The organism is Aquabacter sp. L1I39 (assembly GCF_017742835.1).
Taxonomy (GTDB): domain Bacteria; phylum Pseudomonadota; class Alphaproteobacteria; order Rhizobiales; family Xanthobacteraceae; genus L1I39.
The window spans coordinates 2,169,514-2,186,686 of record NZ_CP072392.1 but is presented as its reverse complement, the minus strand read 5'-3'; the positions used below and the strand labels follow the sequence as shown (position 1 = coordinate 2,186,686).

10 protein-coding genes are annotated in these 17,173 nt (G+C 66.8%); 4 read left to right on the top strand and 6 right to left on the bottom strand.

Going from position 1 to position 17,173, the window contains the following annotated elements; translation table 11 throughout:
• Positions 1-17: 17 nt before the first annotated feature.
• From J5J86_RS09525 to J5J86_RS09500, 6 genes are all read right to left on the bottom strand, one after another.
• Complete coding sequence (locus tag J5J86_RS09525) at positions 18-923, bottom strand: MBL fold metallo-hydrolase (RefSeq protein WP_209104638.1); 906 nt, start codon at positions 921-923, stop codon at positions 18-20.
• Between the two features lie 7 nt (positions 924-930).
• Positions 931-3,087, bottom strand: a complete 2,157-nt coding sequence (gene scpA / locus J5J86_RS09520; RefSeq protein ID WP_209104637.1) for a methylmalonyl-CoA mutase — start codon at positions 3,085-3,087, stop codon at positions 931-933.
• A 217-nt stretch (positions 3,088-3,304) separates the two neighbouring features.
• Positions 3,305-5,128 (bottom strand): methylmalonyl-CoA mutase family protein, encoded by a 1,824-nt coding sequence (locus J5J86_RS09515; RefSeq protein ID WP_209104636.1) that lies wholly within the window; start codon positions 5,126-5,128, stop codon positions 3,305-3,307.
• Positions 5,125-6,369: an SAM-dependent methyltransferase gene (locus tag J5J86_RS09510; protein ID WP_209104635.1), complete on the bottom strand. Its 1,245-nt coding sequence runs from the start codon at positions 6,367-6,369 to the stop codon at positions 5,125-5,127. The genes J5J86_RS09515 and J5J86_RS09510 overlap by 4 nt, the downstream gene beginning before the upstream one ends.
• Before the next feature lie 126 nt (positions 6,370-6,495).
• Positions 6,496-8,523, bottom strand: a complete 2,028-nt coding sequence (locus tag J5J86_RS09505; protein ID WP_209104634.1) for an acetyl-CoA carboxylase biotin carboxylase subunit — start codon at positions 8,521-8,523, stop codon at positions 6,496-6,498.
• Between the two features lie 145 nt (positions 8,524-8,668).
• Positions 8,669-10,201, bottom strand: coding sequence for an acyl-CoA carboxylase subunit beta (locus tag J5J86_RS09500; RefSeq protein ID WP_209104633.1), 1,533 nt, complete (start codon positions 10,199-10,201; stop codon positions 8,669-8,671).
• A 233-nt stretch (positions 10,202-10,434) separates the two neighbouring features.
• Here J5J86_RS09500 and J5J86_RS09495 point away from each other — a divergent pair, with 233 nt between their 5' ends.
• From J5J86_RS09495 to J5J86_RS09480, 4 genes are all read left to right on the top strand, one after another.
• Positions 10,435-11,868, top strand: coding sequence for a helix-turn-helix domain-containing protein (locus J5J86_RS09495; RefSeq protein ID WP_209104632.1), 1,434 nt, complete (start codon positions 10,435-10,437; stop codon positions 11,866-11,868).
• A 108-nt stretch (positions 11,869-11,976) separates the two neighbouring features.
• Positions 11,977-13,038: an SH3 domain-containing protein gene (locus tag J5J86_RS09490; protein WP_209104631.1), complete on the top strand. Its 1,062-nt coding sequence runs from the start codon at positions 11,977-11,979 to the stop codon at positions 13,036-13,038.
• Positions 13,039-13,221: 183 nt separating this feature from the next.
• Positions 13,222-14,568: a glutamate--tRNA ligase gene (locus J5J86_RS09485; RefSeq protein WP_209104630.1), complete on the top strand. Its 1,347-nt coding sequence runs from the start codon at positions 13,222-13,224 to the stop codon at positions 14,566-14,568.
• A gap of 536 nt (positions 14,569-15,104) precedes the next feature.
• Positions 15,105-17,102 (top strand): hypothetical protein, encoded by a 1,998-nt coding sequence (locus tag J5J86_RS09480; RefSeq protein ID WP_209104629.1) that lies wholly within the window; start codon positions 15,105-15,107, stop codon positions 17,100-17,102.
• Positions 17,103-17,173 lie beyond the last annotated feature (71 nt).

Sequence of the window (17,173 nt, the reverse complement as noted above, 5' to 3'; positions counted from 1 at the left end):
CCCCGCGCGGCGCAATCTCACCCCTCCGTCCGCACCCGTTCCACGTTGCGCCGGTGCACCGCCTCATAGGGGGCGAAGGGATCGATGGCGCCGGTGGCGAAGGCTTCAGCCGCGAAATCCTCAAGCGGCAAGGCGGCGCGGGCCGCCTTCTGGGCCTCTGTGCCCGGCGCGCTTGGAGCGAGGGCGGCCAGCGCCTCCACATAGAGACGGGTGGCCTCGATCAGCTCCGGCGGATAGCCGCCGGCCGCGATGCGCGCGAATGATCCGTGATTGGGCAGGATGCGGCGGACGCCGAGGCCGGCGAGGCGCTCCAACTCACGGAGATGGACGGCGAGGCGGTCCGGTTCGTCCACATAGGTGATGGGGTCTTCCAGCGTGTCGCCGGCCAACAGCACCCCGTCCGGCAGCAGGGCGACCGTTCCGTCCCGGCTGTGAATATCGAAGGCCAAGAGCCGCACCGGCACCGCGCCCACTTTCAGGTCCAGCGTCCCTTCGAACAAAGTGGTGGGATGCACCAGTGGGCGGATGGGCGGATCGGCGGCCTCCATGGCGGCTTGGTGGGTCTTCAGGAGAGCGGCGGTGTCGGCATTGGCGATGATCTCGCAATCGGCGAAAACGGCGTTCCCCGCCACATGGTCATCATGCCAATGGCTCAGCACCACGCGGATGTGGCGCACACCCCGCCGTACCAGCTCGGCCCGGACGAGGCGGGCATGGGGCAGCGAGACGTGGGTGTCGTAGACGAGGGCCTCCCCGTCCTCCATCACCGCATAGGAGGCGATGCCCAGCGCATAGGCGCCATCGTCCAGCCAGTTCTCCATTTCGGCATGAAGCCGCGCTCCTGGCACGCGCCCGTCAAAGAAGGCGAGCACGTTCGGGGCAGGCTCGATCACCCGCAGGGTCGAGCCGAGGGGGCGGAGCATGGCCAGCCTATTCGGCCGCCTCGCGGGAATGGCCGAGCCGCTGGGAGAGGGTGGCCAGAAGGTCGCGCGCGGCGTCGGCGATCACGGTGCCGGGCGGGAAGATGGCCTCGGCGCCGGCGGCTTTGAGGGCGTCATAGTCCTGCGGGGGCACCACGCCGCCCACCACCACCATGATGTCGCCGCGCCCTTCCGCCTCCAGCGCCTGCTTCAGCGCGGGAACGAGGGTGAGGTGACCGGCGGCGAGGGAGGAGATGCCCACCACGTGCACGTCATTTTCCACCGCCTGGCGGGCGGCTTCCTCGGGGGTGGCGAAGAGCGGGCCGATATCCACGTCGAAGCCCAGATCCGCGAAGGCGGAGGCAATGACCTTCTGGCCCCGGTCATGGCCGTCCTGGCCCACCTTGGCGACCAGGATGCGCGGCCGGCGGCCTTCCGCATGCTCGAAGGCTTCCACCTGTGCCTGCACCTTGGCCACCTTGTCGGTCATGGCGCCCGCCTCCCGCTTATAGACGCCGGAAATGGCGCGGATCTCGGCCCGATGGCGGCCGAACACCTTTTCCAGCGCATCAGAAATCTCACCCACCGTCGCCTTCACCCGCGCGGCGTTGACGGCCAGTTCCAGGAGGTTCGCCCCCTGGCTGGCGCCATTGGTCAGCGCCGTGAGGGCGGCCTCCACCTCGGCCGGATTGCGCTCGGCACGCAGGCGATTGAGCTTCTCGATCTGGGCGGCACGCACGGCGGAATTGTCCACCTTCAGCACGTCGATGGGCTTCTCGCTCTCCGGCTTGTACTTGTTGACGCCCACCACGGTCTGGGCGCCGCCATCGATGCGGGCCTGGGTGGTGGCGGCGGCTTCCTCGATGCGCAGCTTGGGGATGCCCGCCTCGATGGCCTTGGCCATGCCGCCCAGCGCTTCCACTTCCTCGATATGCGCCCATGCCTTGGCGGCGAGGTCCGCGGTGAGGCGCTCGATGAAGAAGGAGCCGCCCCACGGGTCGATCTGGCGCGTGGTGCCGCTTTCCTGCTGGAGCAGGATCTGGGTGTTGCGGGCGATGCGGGCGGAGAAGTCGGTGGGCAGGGCCAGGGCTTCGTCCAGCGCGTTGGTGTGCAGCGACTGGGTGTGGCCCTGGGTCGCCGCCATGGCCTCGATGGCGGTGCGCATGACGTTGTTGAACACGTCCTGCGCGGTGAGGCTCCAGCCGGAGGTCTGCGAATGGGTCCGCAGGGGCAGGGACTTCGGGCTCTTGGCGCCGAGGTCGCTCATGAGCTTGGTCCACAGGAGGCGGGCGGCGCGGAGCTTGGCCACCTCCATGTAGAAGTTCATGCCGATGGCCCAGAAGAAGGAGAGGCGCGGCGCGAACACGTCGATGTCGAGCCCAGCCTTGGCGCCGGCGCGCACATATTCGACGCCATCCGCCAGCGTATAGGCCAGCTCCAGATCCTGCGTCGCCCCGGCTTCCTGCATGTGGTAGCCGGAAATGGAAATGGAGTTGAAGCGCGGCATCTCCTTCGACGTATAGCCGAAGATGTCGGAAATGATGCGCATGCTCGGTGCGGGCGGATAGATATAGGTGTTCCGCACCATGAATTCTTTGAGAATGTCGTTCTGGATCGTGCCGGAGAGCTTGGCGTGCGGCACGCCCTGCTCCTCGCCCGCCACGATGAACAAGGCCAGGATCGGCAGCACCGCGCCGTTCATGGTCATGGACACGCTCATCTGGTCCAGCGGGATGCCGGAGAAGAGGGTGCGCATGTCATAGATGGAATCGATGGCGACGCCCGCCATGCCCACGTCGCCCGCGACGCGCGGATGATCGGAGTCATAGCCGCGATGGGTGGCCAGATCGAAGGCCACCGACAGGCCCTTCTGGCCGGCCGCGAGGTTGCGCCGGTAGAAGGCGTTGGAATCCTCGGCCGTGGAGAAGCCGGCATATTGCCGGATGGTCCAGGGCTGGTTCACGTACATGGTGGGGTAGGGGCCGCGCAGGAAAGGCGCGGCGCCGGGATAGGTGTCGATGAAGGAGAGCCCCTCCACATCGGCGGGGCCATGCAGGGCCTTCACCGCAATGCCTTCCGGGGTGGCCCAGGGCGCGGTGGTGTCCGACGGCGTCGCAAGGTCCGGTGCGCGCCAGTCGATCTCGGCGAATGCGGGCAAGCGGCTCATGGCTGACATCCTACCTCAAATTGCGCGGCGCGGCGCCTGTTTTCCCGATCGTTCCCTTTGAACCGCCCCGCGTGGCGCGGCGGCTCTCAATCCTGGGCCTTCCCCATTCCAACCCTCCCCCGCAGGCGGGAGAGGGCTTTTCCCTCTCGCGGACCTGGCTCCCTCTCCCGCTTGCGGGGGAGGGCCGTGGAGGGGGAAAGGCGCAGGCCCCTAACCCTCAGATCCCGATCGCCGTGTGGGCGCGGGTGAGCGTCTCCAGCACATCGCCGCCGGCGAAGATGAAGCCCTCGACGCCCGCCGCCTTCAGCGGCTCTTCCAGATCGCCCGGCCGACCGGCCAGCCACACGGTGGCGCCGGCGGCCTTCAGCGCGGCGGCGGCGTTGGCGGCGTCCGAGGCATAGAGTTCGTCGGAAGAGGCCAGGCAGGCGAGCTTGGCGCCCGAAGCCGTGAAGGCCGCGAGCAGCGCCTCGAGGTCCCCATAACCGTCCGGCACGGCGGCAGGCAGGCCGCCGGCCTCGAAGAAATTCTTGGCATAGGTGGCCCGCGCCGTGAAGGCCGCGATGGGGCCAAGCGTCGCCAGGAAGACCTTGGGGCTCCCGGCCGCCTCGGCCGCGTCGCGCAGGAGCTCGAACGGCTCGGCGAGGCGATGGGGCACGAGCGCGGCGTCGGATGCCGGCGCCACCACCAGGGGGGCGGCCTCCAGCACCTCGGGCACGGCCTGGATCAGGATGGGATATTCCGAGGTGCCGGTCACCGGCTCCTTGCGGCTCGCCACATCCTTGGCGCGCTTGGCGGCGACCGCCGCCACCTCGCCTTGCCACCAGCCCAGCGTGAGGGCTTCGGCCATGCCGCCTTTGCGCTCGATGGCGCGGAAAATGTCCCAGGCGGCGGCTGCGAGCCCATCGGTCTGCGTCTCCACCGCGCAGGAGCCGGCGCCGGGATCGCTGACCTTGTGCAGGTTGGATTCTTCCAGCAGCACCAGTTGCGTGTTGCGGGCGAGCCGGCGCGCGAACGGATCGGGCAGGCCCAGCGCCTGGGTGAAGGGCAGGACGGTGATGCTGTCCGCCCCGCCGACGCCCGCCGCAAACGCCGCGATGGTGGTGCGCAGCAGGTTTACATAAGGGTCGCGCCGGGTGAGCGAGCGCCAGGCGGTGGTGGCATGCACCTTGGCCGGCCCCGCAGCGATGCCCGCCTCCCGCAGCACCGTGCCCCAGAGCAGGCGCACGGCGCGGAACTTGGCGATGGTGGCGAACTGGTTCACGTCGGCTGTCAGCGCCAGTTCGATGCCGGCCGCTGCGGTGGAAAGATCGACCCCCGCCGCCTCCAGCGCCCGCAGATAGGCGACGCCGGTGGCGATGACAGCCGCAAGTTCCTGCGCATCGGAGGCGCCGGCCGCATGGTGCACGGCGCCGTCCGCCCGCGCGATGGGGGAGGTGAAGCCGCGTCCGGACAGGATCTGGAAGGTCTCGGCGAAGCGATGGGAGAGGTTCGCCCAGGGCATGGGCGCGGAGCCGGCGGCCGCCATGTCGGCGAGGGGATCAAGGCCGAAGGAGATGGCAAGGCCCGCCGGGCTCTGGCCGAGATCTTCCACGAGCTTGGCCACCGCCAGCGCATCCTCGCGGCCCTGGAAGCGGCCGCTCTCCACCCGCGTCTCGATCAGGTCGAGCATCACGGAATCCAGCACGCGGGTCAGCACCTCTCCGTCCGGCAGGCCGAAGCCGTGGGCGTGGGGCGAGGAGGCGAAGACCAGCGTCAGCCCGGAGGCGCCGCCATTGAGGTCGTCCAGTGCCTGGGTGTTGGCGGCGACCGGGTCGGCCTGGTCCACCCGCGCGCTGATGGTCCAGGGCGCCCCGGGCGTTCGCCCGAACACCGGGGCGGCGTCCGCCTTGCGGGGCGGCAGGGGATCCAGCACCAGCCCGTCATAGGTGCGCGACACCAGCTTCTTGTCATAGGGCGCGCCCTTCAGCACGCCATCGACGAGCTTCAGCCAGTCCTCGCGGGTCACGGGCTTGAGCGTCGTGAGGAAGGGCAGGTCGGTCATGCCGGTTCATCCTTGAGGCTGTCGCGCGCAAGCAGGGCCTGCTCGTTCGTGAACATGAAGTCCCGCCGCACCGGCACGTCGTCGCGCCGCTCGCTCAGCAGGAGTTGGAACACCATGTTTGAGCCGTGCAGGAAGCCCAGCTCCACCGCGGAAAGGTAGAAGTCCCACATGCGGGTGAAGCGGGCGCCCATCATGGCCTCCACTTCGCTCCGGCGCGCCTCGAATCTGCGGCGCCAGGCGCGGATGGTCCAGTAGTAATGGAGCCGCAGCACCTCCATGTCAGCCACCCAAAGATGGGTGCGCTCGGTGGAGGCGAACACTTCCGACAAGGCCGGCACATAGCCGCCCGGGAAGATGTATTTGCGGATGAACGGCGCGGTGGTGCCGGGGGGCGACATGCGGCCGATGGCATGCACCAAGGCGAAGCCGCCGGGGGCGAGAAGCTCCCGGATGCGGGTGAAATAGGCGTCGAAATGAGCAACGCCCACATGTTCCATCATGCCGATGGAGACCACCCGGTCATAGGTGCCGGTGAGGTCGCGATAATCCACTTCTCGGAAGTCGATCTGGTCGGCCACGCCCGCGATTTCGGCAAGGCGCCGGGATTCGGCCAGTTGCTCCGGCGAGACATTGATGGCGGTGACATGCACGCCGCACTGCTTGGCCAGATAAATGGACAGCCCGCCCCAGCCCGAGCCGATCTCCGCCACCCGCATGCCCGGCGAAAGGCCGAGCTTGGCCGCCACATGGCGGAACTTGTTGCGCTGGGCGTCCGCCAGAGGCTGGTCCGGCTCCTCGAAATAGGCGCAGCTATAGGCCATGGTCTCGTCGAGCCACAGCCGGTAGAATTCGGCCGGGTGATCATAATGGCTCGCCGCATTGGTCTTGGCGCGGGCCACCGGATTGGCCTGGTGAAAGCGCCGCAGCGCCCGCCAGCCCTTGCGCAGCGCCTGCTGCACCGGATGGCTGCCGAGCCCGCTGCGATTGACCGAGAAGAGCAGCAGCAGATCGAAGACGGTGCCCCCTTCCTCGAAGGTGAGGCGCCCGTCCATATAGGCCTCGGCGGCGGCAAGCTCGGGATTGAGGAACAGGTCCCGCTCCAGCTTCTGGTCGTGGAGGCGCGCGGTCACGCGCGGCCCGTTCTCGCCGGAGCCGAAGACGAACCTTTGGCCGGCCGCATTCACCACCGTGAGCTGTCCATTGCGGACGAACCGCTTCAGGAGATGAGAGAGGAGCCGCATGCTCAAGCCACCTTCTTCAGGTCATCGCGGCCGGGGGGGCCCAGCCGTGACAGGGAGAGGGGGGCATGTTGACACCCATTGTCAACGCGGGCCGACCGGGGCCTTGATCTGCCGGCCCGCGTGCCATCACGCGAATTCCAGGATCACCGCGTCCACCGCCAGGCTGTCACCGGGCTTGGCGTGGATGGCCTTGATGATGCCGTCGCGCTCGGCGCGCAGCACGTTTTCCATCTTCATGGCCTCCACCACCGCGAGGGCCTCGCCGGCCTTCACGTCCTGGCCGGGCTGCACGGCGATGGAGACCACAAGGCCCGGCATGGGGCAGAGGAGTTCCTTGCCGCCTCCGGCCGTGGTCTTTTCCGGCATGAGGGCGGCAAGCTGCGCCTCCCGCTCCGTATAGACCCGCGCCTGCACCGCCACGCCCTTATGGGCGAGGGCGACGCCATTGAGGATGGGGCGCACCTGCACGGCGACGGTGTCGCCGCCGACCGTGCCGGCCCACACCACGTCGCCGGGCTTCCAGCCCGAGGCAAGGTGCAAGGTCGCGGTGGTGGCGTTGTGCCAGTCCTTCAGGTGGACCAGGAAGCCCGTGTCCTCGGTCTCGATCTCGCAAGGAATGAGCTGCGTGCCGCCCTCGCCGTCGAGCCGCACCACGCGGCGGGTCTCGAAGGTGACGGGCTTGCCCATCATCTGGCCGGAGATGTGGCGCTTGCGGGCATTCTGCACGTGGTCGATCACGGCGGCCACCGCCGCCATCACCTGCGCCGTCTCGCCTTCCGCCGCGCGGGCATGGAAGCCCTCGGGATATTCCTCGGCGATGAAGCCGGTGGAGAGCTTGCCCGACTTCCAGCGCGGATGGGCCATCAGCGCGGAGAGGAAGGGAATGTTGTGGCCGATGCCGTCAATGGCGAAGGCATCGAGCGCATCCGCCTGGGCCTCGATGGCCTCGGCGCGGGTGGGGGCGTGCGTCACCAGCTTGGCGATCATGGGATCGTAGAAGAGCGAGATCTCGCCGCCTTCATAGACGCCCGTGTCGTTGCGCACGGTGATGTCGCCGGTCTTGCCTTCCGCCGGCGGGCGGTAGCGCACCAGGCGGCCGGTGGAGGGCAGGAAGGAGCGGTAGGGGTCTTCCGCATAGACGCGGCTTTCCACCGCCCAGCCGTTCAGCTTCACATCGCCCTGGGAGAAGGTGAGCGGCTCGCCGGCGGCGACGCGGATCATCTGCTCCACAAGGTCGATGCCGGTGATGAGCTCGGTGACCGGGTGCTCCACCTGGAGGCGGGTGTTCATCTCCAGGAAGTAGAAGCTCTTGTCCTGGCCGGCCACGAACTCCACCGTGCCGGCGCTGTCATAGCCAACCGCCTTGGCCAGAGCCACGGCCTGCTCGCCCATCTTCTTGCGGGTCTCTTCGTCCAGCAGCGGGGAGGGGGCTTCTTCCACCACCTTCTGGTTGCGGCGCTGGATGGAGCATTCGCGCTCGCCCAGATAGACCACATTGCCGTGCTTGTCGCCCAGCACCTGGATCTCGATGTGGCGGGGGTCGACGATGAACTTCTCGACGAACACCCGGTCATCGCCGAAGGAGGACTTGGCCTCGGACTTGGCGCGGTCGAAGCCGTCCTGCACCTCGGCGCGGGAATAGGCGATGCGCATGCCCTTGCCGCCGCCGCCGGCGGAGGCCTTGATCATGACGGGATAGCCGATCTCGTCGGCGATCTCGGCCGCCTTGGTGCCATCCTCGATCACGCCGAGATAGCCGGGAACGGTGGACACCTTTGCCGCCGCCGCCGCCTTCTTGGATTCGATCTTGTCGCCCATGGCGTCGATGGCATGGGGATTGGGGCCGATGAAGACGATGCCCGCCTCCGCCAGCGCGCGCGGGAAGGCGGCGCGCTCGGACAGGAAGCCATAGCCCGGATGCACCGCCTCGGCGCCCGTTTGCTTACACGCATCGATGATCTTGTCGATGATCAGATAGGACTGGGCGGCCTGCGGCGGGCCGATATGCACGGCCTCGTCCGCCATCTCCACATGGAGCGCGTCCTTGTCGGCGTCCGAATAGACGGCCACCGTCTTGATGCCCATCTTGCGCGCGGTCTTGATGACGCGGCAGGCGATCTCGCCCCGGTTTGCGATCAGGATCTTCGAGAACATTTTCGTCCGTCCCCTCGGCGCGTGGCGCCCATTGTCCTTTGCCACCGTCATGGCCGGGCTCGTCCCGGCCATCCACGGCCATCCCCCATGCGTCGCCGGTCCGGCGCCGCGTGGAAGCCCGGGGCGCGCCCGGGCCGCAGCCCTGCTAGAGCGGCAGGTTGTCGTGCTTCTTCGCCGGCAGCTCCTGCTTCTTGGAGCGGAGCATGGCGAGTGCGCGGGCAAGGCGCTTCCTCGTGGAATGGGGCATGATGACTTCGTCGATATAGCCCCGCTCCGCCGCCACGAAGGGCGAGAGGAAGCGCTGTTCGTAATTCTTGGTCTGGGCGGCGATCTTGTCGGGATCGCCCATGTCGGCCCGGAAGATGATCTCCACCGCGCCCTTGGCGCCCATCACCGCGATCTGGGCGGTGGGCCAGGCATAATTGACATCGCCGCCCACATGCTTGGAGGCCATCACGTCATAGGCGCCGCCAAACGCCTTGCGGGTGATGACCGTGACCAGCGGGACGGTCGCCTGCGAATAGGCGAACAGCAGCTTGGCGCCGTGCTTGATGAGGCCGCCATATTCCTGCGCGGTGCCGGGCAGGAAGCCGGGCACGTCCACGAAGGTGACGATCGGGATCTCGAAGGCATCGCAGAAGCGCACGAAGCGGGCGGCCTTCCGTGAGGCGTCGGCGTCGAGCACGCCGGCCAGCACCATGGGCTGGTTGGCGACGAAGCCCACCGTGCGCCCCTCAATGCGGCCAAAGCCCGTGACGATGTTCTTGGCGAAGGCGGCCTGAATCTCGAAGAAGTCGCCCTCGTCCACCACCTTCAGGATCAGTTCCTTAATGTCGTAGGGCTTGTTGGGATTGTCGGGGATCAGCGTGTCGAGGCTCTCATCCACCTTCGCGGGATCGTCGAAGGAGGGCCATTCGGGCACGCCCGCCTGGTTGTTGAGCGGCAGGAAGTCGATGAGGCGACGGGTCTGGAGCAGCATCTCCACGTCGTTCTCATAGGCGCCATCCGCCACCGAGGACTTGGTGGTGTGCACCTTGGCGCCGCCCAGTTCCTCCGAGGTGACGGTCTCGTTGGTGACGGTCTTCACCACGTCCGGGCCAGTCACGAACATGTAGGACGTGTCGCGGACCATGAAGATGAAGTCGGTCATGGCCGGCGAATAGACGTCGCCGCCGGCGCAGGGGCCCATGATGAGCGAAATCTGCGGGATGACGCCCGAGGCGATGACGTTGCGCTTGAACACCTCGCCATAGCCGCCGAGCGCCGCGACGCCCTCCTGGATGCGCGCGCCGCCGGCATCGAACAGGCCGATGATGGGCGCGCGGGTCTTCAGGGCCATGTCCTGGATCTTGGTGATCTTGCGGGCATGCTCTTCGGAGAGGGAGCCGCCGAACACCGTGAAGTCCTTGGCGAAGACGAAGACCTGGCGGCCATTGACCGTGCCCCAGCCGGTGACGACGCCATCGCCCGGGATCTTCTGCTTCTCCATGCCGAAGTCGATGCAGCGATGCTGCACGAAGGTGTCGAACTCCTCGAAGGAGCCCTTGTCCAGGAGCAGCTCGATGCGCTCGCGGGCGGTGAGCTTGCCGCGCGCATGCTGGGCCTCGATGCGCTTCTCGCCACCACCCAGGCGGGCAACGCCGCGCCGGTTCTCGAGCTCTTCCAGGATTTCTTTCATTCCGTCCCCCGGGCGTCCCGCGCTGCACCAATTGTGAAATCAGTCTAACGGTGCCGAACGCCCGAGGAAAAGGCCCGGCTAGGGCTTTGGCGGACGAAAAGCGGCACTGGAGGCGTGCGCTAGCAAATGCGAGGTGACAATTGAATATGTAAAAAGTTAAACGTGTAACTTGTAAAAAATTCGCATTTGCGCAGCCGCATGGGTTGTGCCGGCCGGAGGGGGAGGAGCGGACCATGCGGCAGAAGGTTTTCGCCGGCCATGCCTTGCGGCGCCTGCGCGAAAAGCTCGGGCTGAAACAGGGCGAGCTGGCGCACCGGCTGGGGGTGTCGCCCTCCTATGTGAACCAGATGGAGAGCAACCAGAGGCCGCTCACCGCCTCGGTTCTCATCGCCATCAGCCGCACCTTCGGGGTCGACATCACCTCCTTCGGCGCGGAGGATCTCGACCGACTGGTGGCAGACCTGCGGGAGGCCACCGCCGATCCTTTGTTCCGCGACCTGGAACTGAGTCTCCAGGATCTGAAGGCGGTGACCAACCTTTCCCCCGCCTTCGCCCATGCCTTCCTGCGCATGCATGTGGCGCTGGGCCGCACCGCCGAGTGGCGGGCCTCGCTGGATGACATGCTCACCTCGGGTCTCGGCACAGCGGACGCGAAGCTCGTGCCCTATGAGGAGGTGCGGGACTATTTCCACTACATCGACAATTATGTGGATCCGCTCGACCGGGCGGCGGAGGCCTGCGCGGAAACGTTGGGCATCCTCTCCGGCGCCGATCCCCGCGCGGCCCTGACCGCCTATCTGCGCGATCGCCTGCGGGTGGAGGTGGAGCCCCTCCCTCTGGGGCGCAGCGCCAGCGGCGGGGACGAGGCCCTGTCCCAGTTCGATCCCCGCGCCCGGCGCCTGCGCCTGTCGCCGCTTCTGTCCCCGGCCGCCGCCGCGTTCCAGCTGGGCACCACCATCGCGCGGCTCGAGCACAAGGCCATGGTGGACGGCCTTGTGGCCAATGGCGGGTTCCGCAGCGCCACCGCCGGGGAAATCTGCCGGCTGGCCCTGCACAATTATTTCGCCGGCGCGCTGGTGCTGCCCTATGGCCGGTTCCTGCGCCTCGCGCGCACGCTCCGTCATGACCTGGACCGCCTCTCCCACGAGACCGGGGCGAGCCTGGAGCAGGTGTGCCATCGCCTGTCCACGCTCCAGCGGGCCGGGCTAAAGGGCGTGCCGTTCTATTTCGCCAAGGTGGATCGCGCCGGCAACATCACCAAGCGGCATAGCGCGACGCGCTTCCAGTTTGCCCGCCTGGGCGGCGCCTGCGCGGTATGGAACGTGCACCAGGCGTTCGAGAGCCCCGGCCGCACGCTGGTGCAGGTTGGGGAAATGCCGGACGGGGTGCGCTATCTCTGCCTGGCACGAACCGTCAGCGCGCCCGTGACGCGCCACGATGCCCCCCAGCGAGTCTATGCCCTGGGGCTCGGCTGCGAGGTCTCCTATGCAGATGATATGGTCTATGCGGATGGTCTCGACCTGAAGGCCGCGCCGGTGGCGCGCCTGGGCGTGTCCTGCCGAATCTGCCCCCGCCCGGACTGCGACCTGCGCGCCTTTCCGCCTTTGGACCGGGAAATTCGCACCGACCCCGATAACCGCGCTGTGGTTCCTTTCACCTTTACATAATGAAACCGGCACCTTGACGTAATCCCGCCACGTCAACGGACCGCAAATGCCATGGAAACAATCAAGAAATGGGAGTATCGGCGGGGACAGCCGAACGGCGAGGATGAAATGACCAAGTCGGTGTGGGTGGTCGGACTTGTGGCCGGGATGATGGGGCTGGCGTCCGCCGCGGAAGCGGCGCCTGGCTTCACCACCGGCAATGTGAACATGCGGGCCGGTCCCGATACGGCCTATCCGAAGGTGACCGTGCTGCCGCGTGGCGTGCCGGTGGAGATCTTCGGCTGCCTGTCGAACCAGTCCTGGTGCGACGTGGGCTATGGGCGTTATCGCGGCTGGGTCTATGGCGAATATCTCGGCTTCTCCTACCAAGGCCAGACTGTGCTGGTGCCGGAATATGCGCCTGTGATCGGCCTGCCGGTCGTCACCTTCAATTTCGGGAACTACTGGGGCAGCTATTATCGCGGCTCGCCCTGGTGGAACCAGTATAATCGTTGGCAATACTACAATCCCCGGCCGCGTCCGGGCTGGGGCCCGCCGCCTCCGGGTCCGGGGCCCCGCCCGCCCGGGTGGTGGAATGGGCCGCGCCCCTATCCTCCGGGCGCTCCAGGACGTCCGCCTGGCTATCCCGGCTATCCGGGGCACCCCGGTGGCCCAGCTGGACCCGGTGGACCCGGTGGCCCCGGCTGGCCGGGGCATCCCGGCAATCCGCCGCCGCCCAATGCCGGCGGTCCCGGCCGGCCCGGCGGTCCGGGGGGGCCGGGTGGTCCGGTGTATCCTGGGCGGCCGGGTAATCCTGGCAATCCGGGACATCCGGGTGGGCCTGGAGGCCCAGCGGGGCCAGGCGGCCCCGGTGGTCCTGGCGGCCCCGGTCGTCCCGGCGGTCCTTCCACCATGCCCGTCACGCCAGGTCAGCCGCAGCAGATGCAGCCGCACCGTCCCGCGCCGGGATGGCAGCAGCAGCCCGGCCAGCCGCCCCAGCAGGCGCGGCCGCAGCGGCCACCTCCCGGTCAGCCCCCGCAAGGGCAGCCGCAGCAGGCGCGTCCCCCGGGTGCACAGCCGCCCCAGGGCGGTCAGCCCCAACGGCCAGCGCCTGGCGGTCAGCCTCAGCGGCCCGCACCCGGCGGCCAGCCGCAGCAGGGCCAGCCGCCCGGAGCGCCGCCGCCCCAGTGACGGCCCCATGAGGGATCAGGCCGCCGGCTTTCGCGCCGGCGGCCTTCTCTTTTTTGCTGCCGAGGGGACGGGCATGTCCCGGTGGAGCAAACAGGGTGCTGCGTTCGCGCAGAGACTGGCGCCCGCGCGAGGGGCACGAATGCCGCTTCCCTCCCGCTGCGGTGCGGTTTATGCCGTAGCCTCATGTCCAAGCTCGTTCTGCGCTTCGCGCCTTCGCCCACCGGCCTCCTGCATGTCGGCAACTTGCGTACCGCCTTGCTCAATGCGCTGCTGGCGCGGCGCGCGGGCGGCACCTTCATTCTGCGCTATGACGACACCGACACGGCCCGGTCCACCGCGGAGTTCGCCGCGGCCATCGCCCGCGACCTGGAATGGTTCGGCATCGTTCCGGATCGCGTTGAGTATCAGTCGGCGCGCCTTGATCGATACGAGGCTGCGGTGGCGGCCCTGAAAGCGGCGGGGCGGCTCTATCCGGCCTATGAGAGCGAGGAGGAGCTGACCCTCAGGCGCGGCCTTCAGCGCTCCCGCGGACTGCCACCGGTCTATGACCGCGCCGCGCTCAAGCTGACGGACGCGGATCGCGCGCGGCTGGAGGCGGAGGGCAGGCGCCCCTATTGGCGGTTCAAGCTGGAGCCCAACCCCGCCATCTGGGAGGATGGCGTGCGCGGGCCGCAGCATGTGGACATGACCAGCCTGTCGGACCCTGTTCTGGTGCGGGCGGACGGCACCTTCCTGTATACGCTCACCTCGGTGGTGGATGACCTGGAGTTCGGCGTCACCGACATCATCCGAGGTGAGGACCACGTCACCAATACCGGCGTGCAGATCCAGTTGTTCGAGGCCCTTGGCGGTGCGACGCCGCGGTTCGCCCACCACAATCTGCTGACGTTGCCGTCAGGCGAGGGCCTGTCCAAGCGGCTCGGGCATCTCTCGCTGCAATCGCTGCGGGAAGAGGGATACGAGCCCCTGGCGGTCGCTGCCATCTCGGTCCTGGTGGGCACGTCGGAAGCCGTGGCGCCGGTGGAAAGCCTGGATGCGTTGGCGGCTCGGATCGATCTGTCGCATATCTCCCGGGCTCCGGCGCGCTTCGACCCGGCTGAACTGTCGGCCCTCTCGGCGCGCACCTTGCACCAGATGCCGTATGAGCGCGTGGCCGGACGCCTGGCGGACTTGGGCATTGGGGGCGGCGAAGCCTTTTGGCTTGCGGTGCGCGGCAATGTTTCCCGGCTCGCCGAAGCGCAGGCCTGGTGGCACGTGATCTCCCGGTCGGCCTGCTGGGGGAGGGATCCGCAGGATGCGGCTTTCCTTGAGAGCGCTGCCGCCCTTCTGCCGGAAGAGCCCTGGGATGCGGGCGCCTATCGCGCTTGGGTCGGGGCGTTGAAGACCGTCTCGGGACGCACCGGCCATAGCCTCTTCGCGCCCCTGCGCATTGCGCTGACCGGTCAGGCGAAGGGACCCGAACTCGCTGCTCTGCTGCCCCTGCTGGGACGCGATCGCGTCCTCGCGCGGCTGCGGGGGGTGGACGGCTGAGGCCCTTCGCGGACCAGGCCGAACCGCGTGACGGTGCTCGACGATTTGTCTCGTGAGTGCCGTGCGTCCGCCTGGCCGTTTACACGGATGACGCCGGTGGGCCTGGAGATATGGGTGGGCCTTGCGTCCTGGCGGAGCCTTGCGGGCGGCCGGTGTTAGTCCGCGGCGACTCTTGACTTCAACGGATTGGCAGCGGCGCGCGTGCCTCCTGTCGGGAGGGGCGCCCGCGCGCCCTCGCATGTCGTACGGTCGTCAATTTGCCCATCTATATTCAAGTCAGAATGAAAGCTGACTTAAGAGTTATTCTTCTGACTCAAAGTCATTGATGTCAGAATTAAAATAAAAATATCAGTAAGTGATGTATATCGGGTCCGCTCTGCGTCCCGGTCCGGTGAGGCGCGTTCACGTCAAGCGAGCGTCGCTGCGCCGTCGATCTGGATAGCCCTGGTGCGCCGCGGGTCTCGATCCCTTTCGCCCGAGGCCGTCAGGCCTTCTTCCCTGTGTCGGCTGGTCTCCGCGCTTCTCAAGGTGGTCTCATGGCGAACGTCAATGCACTCATCGGGAAACTCCTAGGCAAGACCGATATGGACAAGCTTTTCGGTCGGGGGGTGCCTCTCGATCCGGTCGCCGAATTGCAGAACACCTACGGTGCGTTCAGCTCGAAGATCTCGACGGAAGCGGTTGCCGAGCGGGCGGTGGCGCTGCTGGAATTTGCGCGGGACTCGGCCAATGCCCAGACACCCTTTGCCATGCACTTCTCAAGCTGTGTCTCGTCAGTGGCCACCGAGCTCTCGCAAAGCGCTTTGAGCGTGGCGCCCTCCAGCGTCCTTGGGGCGTTCGACAGCCTGAAGTTCTCAAGCGCGGTGAACGGCGCCTCTGACAGCATGAAGGCGCGCCTCACCACGGCTTACACGGCGGAGGCCGGTCCGGTGATCGAACTCCTGGACGTGGGCCTTGCCATCAGCGCGTCCCAAGTGCCTCTGGTTGGCCCCATCGCTGCCGGCTACGTCATGGGCGGCGTCGGCGGCGCGGTGGCCATGGGCTCTTCCGCCGCGATCGTCTACATGACGAATACCGGCGCCCTTGCGAGCACTTTCGGCGTGCCTGCCCAGCAACTGACGAACCTGATGGGCACCGATCCCGCCCATCTCGGCACCGATCCCGACGCCCAGAACAAGGCCCTGCAAGGCGTTGCCAAGGATGTCACCAAGGATATGATGAAGGCCAATACGGCAGTGCAGGCTCAGGACAAGAAGCGCGAAAAGGAGCGTGCGGCCGCAAACAAAAAAGCCAAGGTCCTCATTGCCCAGCCCAAGACCCACGGCATCGGATTGGCCTGGTATCTGGTTATGCGCACCAAGCTGCGCTGGACCAATGAATGCATTGCTGAGGCTGCAGGAGGCAATGCGGCGGGGTTGCTTTCCAAGACCGGCGTCGAAAATGTGATGACCTTTGCCAACGCCGCTTCCATCAATCCCCAGACGCGCAACCAGCTTTGCATCTCTACCACCGACAAGTTCATTGATTCCAGTAAGTTCGCGGACAAGGGCGAGGCGCTAAAGTCCCACATCCAGACCAATTACGACACGCTGGAGGGCTTCGCCAGCAAGATGATCGAGGTGCAGAAGTCTCTGCGCACGCTTCTGGAAGACATTCTCAAGGTCAATGTGGTGCGGTCCTTCAAGGCCGACTTGAAGGCCTACCAGATGGCAGCGTGGGCAACGCCCGGTTTCGCGCAGAGGCATCCGGACTTCTACGTCGCGCCGAACGACGTGCCTTCGGCGCGAAGCAATCACACCCGTGCGGTCGCCGCTCTGATCGTGGCCTATTTCGTGGAGCGAAACTGGAAGAACAGCCAGCCCTATCAGGCGCGGGACAAGGGACCGAGCGCGCTCAAGGAGCTTGAGCGCAAGAGAAACGAAAACGCTATTGCTTTCAAGGCATTGCAGCGCGGCGCCAACCAGGTAAACATGGGCGGGCCGGTGACACAATGGAAGACGGTCGAGGACAATTCCAAGGCATATGTGCGCATTCTGAAGAGTGCCATCGTGGATGACCTGACCGCGCCTTTCCGGAACGGCGCGTCCACGCCCAAGGACCTGAACAAGGCGGTGCAACTCTTCATGGTGTGCGCCATCATCGTGAACGACAACGTGTCTCGAAAGGCGGCGGGGAAGGAGAAGGGGCTGAAGGCCTCCACGGTCAATACGGCCACCGACATTCCCATCGATGTGATCCGTGTCCTTCAAGAACTGGGGTATTTGAATATTTACAAGACTTTTACGGGAATTGTTACAAAGGGCGACAAGGACAAATACACGGAGGGTGGCAGGAAGCTGCGCTGGTTCGATCGTTTCGGAGGCAGTGCCAGCGCGTCCGAAAAGATGATGGTGTATGTCTTTTCCTGCGTGGTCCTGTCCATCGTTGACGTGACAAAGATTGCCTGCGGCTTCCAGAACTGGGCGGAGACCGAAAAGCTGCTGGTCCGTGTCATCCAAGAAATCAACCGGGCCGAGATGATCATGGACAAATAGGTTCTGGACGGCCGGGGGAGGCGGCGGGCGCCACGAGGCGGCGTTTTGATGGGGCGCCCCCCGTCAGCCCC